A 3,191-nucleotide genomic window follows, 5' to 3' on the forward strand; every position below is an offset into this window, starting at 1 on the left:
CATGATCGGCCAGGACGCGTCAACACGGCAGTTGCCTTCGACGAAGGCGTCAACTTCACCGGCGTCGTGCTGTCGAAGCTCGACGGCGACGCCCGCGGTGGTGCCGCGCTCTCGGTCGCGTCCGTCACCGGCAAGCCGGTCATGTTCGCATCCACCGGCGAAGGCCTGGACGACTTCGAACTGTTCCACCCGGACCGCATGGCTTCCCGCATCCTCGACATGGGTGACGTTCTCACCCTGATCGAACAGGCCGAGAAGAACTGGGACAAGGATGAAGCGGCCCGGATGGCGAAGAAGTTCGCCGACCAGGAAGACTTCACCCTGGACGACTTCCTCGCCCAGATGCAGCAGATCCGCAACATGGGCTCCATGAAGAAAATGCTCATGATGATGCCGGGTGCGCAGAACATCCGCCAGCAGCTGGAGCAGTTCGACGAGCGGGAAATCGATCGCGTGGAGGCGATTGTCCGCTCCATGACCCCGCACGAGCGTCTGGCTCCGAAGATCATCAACGGCTCCCGTCGGGCCCGCATCGCCCGTGGTTCCGGTGTGCACGTCTCCGAGGTCAACGGCCTCCTGGAGCGTTTTGCGCAGGCCCAGAAGATGATGAAGAAGCTGGCCCAGGGCGGCGGCATGCCCGGGATGCCTGGCATGCCCGGCCTCGGTGGCGGGTCCCGCAAGGCAAGCAAGAATGCGCCCAAGAAGAAGGCCCGTTCCGGAAACCCCGCCAAGGCTGCCCAGGAACTGCGCGACGCCGAGAACAAGCGGGCGAACGCCGTCCGCACCGGCGCGGCATTCGGCCAGCCTTCCGGCGACTTCGACCCCTCACAGCTGAACCTGCCCAAGGGCTTCGACAAGTTCCTCGGCAAGTAGCCGTCCCACCCAACTGGCTAGCAGTAGGTGTCGTTTTGACCCCTCAGAACGACAACAACTGCTAGTGAGTTGGGTTGTCAGCCCCGTGCCATAGGCTGGGGGGATGCAAAAGCAGCGCGTCGTGTTCGTCCATGGAGCAGGCACATTCGGCGCTGCGGCGTGGCCGAAACAGCATGGCATGGCGCTGGCGTACGATGCACTGTTCCTGAAACGCCACGGCTTTGATGCGCAGACCGAGCCTTTGGAATCCGATGTTGCAGCCGATGTGGAGATTATCCTCGAGTGCCTCGGAGCTCGGGAGGCCGCATCGGCCCCCGGCCCGCGCGTGGGGCCATGTGGTCGCGCACTCGCAAGGCGCGATTTCCGCCATGTTGGCCGCGGTGGAGCGGCCGGACCTGGTCCGCTCCCTCGTGCTGGTGGAACCGGCTTGTCTTTCCTTGACAGCTGAATTACCCGCCACCGCGGCGTACCGGGCACTCATGGAGCCGTTGTTCCGGATCCGGCACGAACTCAGCGATGACGATTACCAACGCGAATTCGTCCGCAGGGCGTTTTCTTCCGAGGCGGCTGTCCTCAGCACCCCGGAGGCCCGGCGAACCGCGCGACGCCTGCGGCTCCAGGCTCCGCCGTGGGAAGCGCCCCTGCACATTGTGCCGGGAGTTCCCACGCTTGTGCTGACCGGTGGTTGGGAACCCCTCTACGAAGAGATCGCCGGCTACTTGCAGGAAACCGGCGCCCTCCACCGCGTTGCGGCTGGAGGACACCGGCCTCATGACTCAGTTGAAGGAGACCGGATCATCCGCTCCTTCATCGCGGATGCCAGCCGCGCAGGATCAGTCCAGGCTTCCTGATCAGTTCAGGTTTCCTGACGCCGCCTCACGTTTTCCTGCGGGAACCTCAAGCTCGGGCAAGTAGACCTTGCCCCCTGATGCCAGGAACTCCTCGCTCTTTTCGCGCATGCCGCTATACATTTCCGCGATGGCCGCTTGGGAATCAGCCGAGCCGTATTCGTCGCGGATGTCCTGGCTAATGCGCATGGAGCAGAATTTTGGTCCGCACATGGAGCAGAAGTGCGCCGTCTTGGCCGGTTCTGCCGGGAGTGTCTCGTCGTGGAAGGATTCGGCCGTGACCGGATCCAACGACAGCGCGAACTGGTCACGCCAGCGGAACTCGAAGCGGGCCTTGGACAGCGCATCGTCGCGTTCGTGGGCGCCGGGGTGTCCCTTGGCCAGGTCAGCGGCGTGGGCGGCGATTTTGTACGTGATCACGCCGGTCTTGACGTCGTCCTTGTTGGGCAGGCCCAAGTGTTCCTTCGGGGTGACGTAGCAAAGCATCGCGGTTCCGTAGCGTGCGATCTCCGTCGCGCCGATGGCGGAGGTGATGTGGTCGTAGCCCGGGGCGACGTCGGTGACAAGGGGGCCCAGCGTGTAGAACGGCGCGCCGTCACACAGCTCCTGCTGGCGCTCCACGTTCTCCCGCACCAGGTGGAACGGGATGTGTCCGGGGCCTTCGACCATGACCTGCACGTCGTACTGCCACGCGCGCTTCGTGAGCTCGGCCAAGGTGTCCAGCTCGGCGAACTGCGCGGCGTCGTTCGCGTCCGCCGTCGCGCCCGGGCGCAGTCCATCACCCAGCGAGAACGCGACGTCGTACTTGGCGAAGATTTCGCAGAGCTCGTCGAAGTGGGTGTAGAGGAAGTTTTCCTCGTGGTGGGCCAGGCACCAGCCCGCCATGATGGAGCCGCCACGGGAAACGATGCCCGTCACGCGGTTCGCGGTGAGCGGCACGTACCGCAGCAACACGCCGGCGTGGATGGTCATGTAGTCCACGCCCTGCTCGCACTGCTCAATGACGGTGTCGCGGAAGATTTCCCACGTGAGCTTGTTGCTTCGCCGTTGACCTTCTCGAGGGCCTGGTAGATGGGCACGGTGCCGATCGGTACGGGGGAGTTACGAATGATCCATTCGCGGGTGGTGTGGATGTCATCGCCCGTGGACAGGTCCATGACGGTGTCGGCGCCCCATTGCGTTGCCCACTGCAACTTGTCCACTTCTTCGGCGATGGAGCTGGTGACGGCCGAGTTGCCGATATTGGCGTTGATCTTCACCAGGAACGCCTTGCCGATGATCATCGGTTCGGATTCGGGGTGGTTGATGTTGTTGGGGATGATGGCCCGGCCGGCAGCGACCTCGCTGCGGACGAGTTCCACATCGCAGTTTTCGCGAAGTGCCACGAACTGCATTTCGGGCGTGACGATGCCCTGTTTCGCGTAATGCATCTGTGTCACGGTCTTGCCGTCGACGGCGCGGCGGGGCACC

At 63.9% G+C, this 3,191-nt stretch carries 3 pseudogenes; 2 read left to right on the top strand and 1 reads right to left on the bottom strand.

The features are described 5' to 3' along the window. Together AHiyo1_RS03955 and AHiyo1_RS03960 are read left to right on the top strand one after the other, a co-directional pair. Positions 1–873: pseudogene (locus AHiyo1_RS03955) on the top strand (signal recognition particle protein); the annotation flags it as partial. 103 nt (positions 874–976) lie between these two features. Continuing rightward, positions 977–1,724 (top strand): annotated as a pseudogene (locus AHiyo1_RS03960) (alpha/beta hydrolase). On the opposite strand, the pseudogene thiC reads toward AHiyo1_RS03960, so the two are convergent. Next, a pseudogene (gene thiC / locus AHiyo1_RS03965) lies at positions 1,725–3,191 on the bottom strand (phosphomethylpyrimidine synthase ThiC); the annotation flags it as partial.

It is taken from the genome of Arthrobacter sp. Hiyo1, assembly GCF_001263615.2.
Classification (GTDB): domain Bacteria; phylum Actinomycetota; class Actinomycetes; order Actinomycetales; family Micrococcaceae; genus Arthrobacter.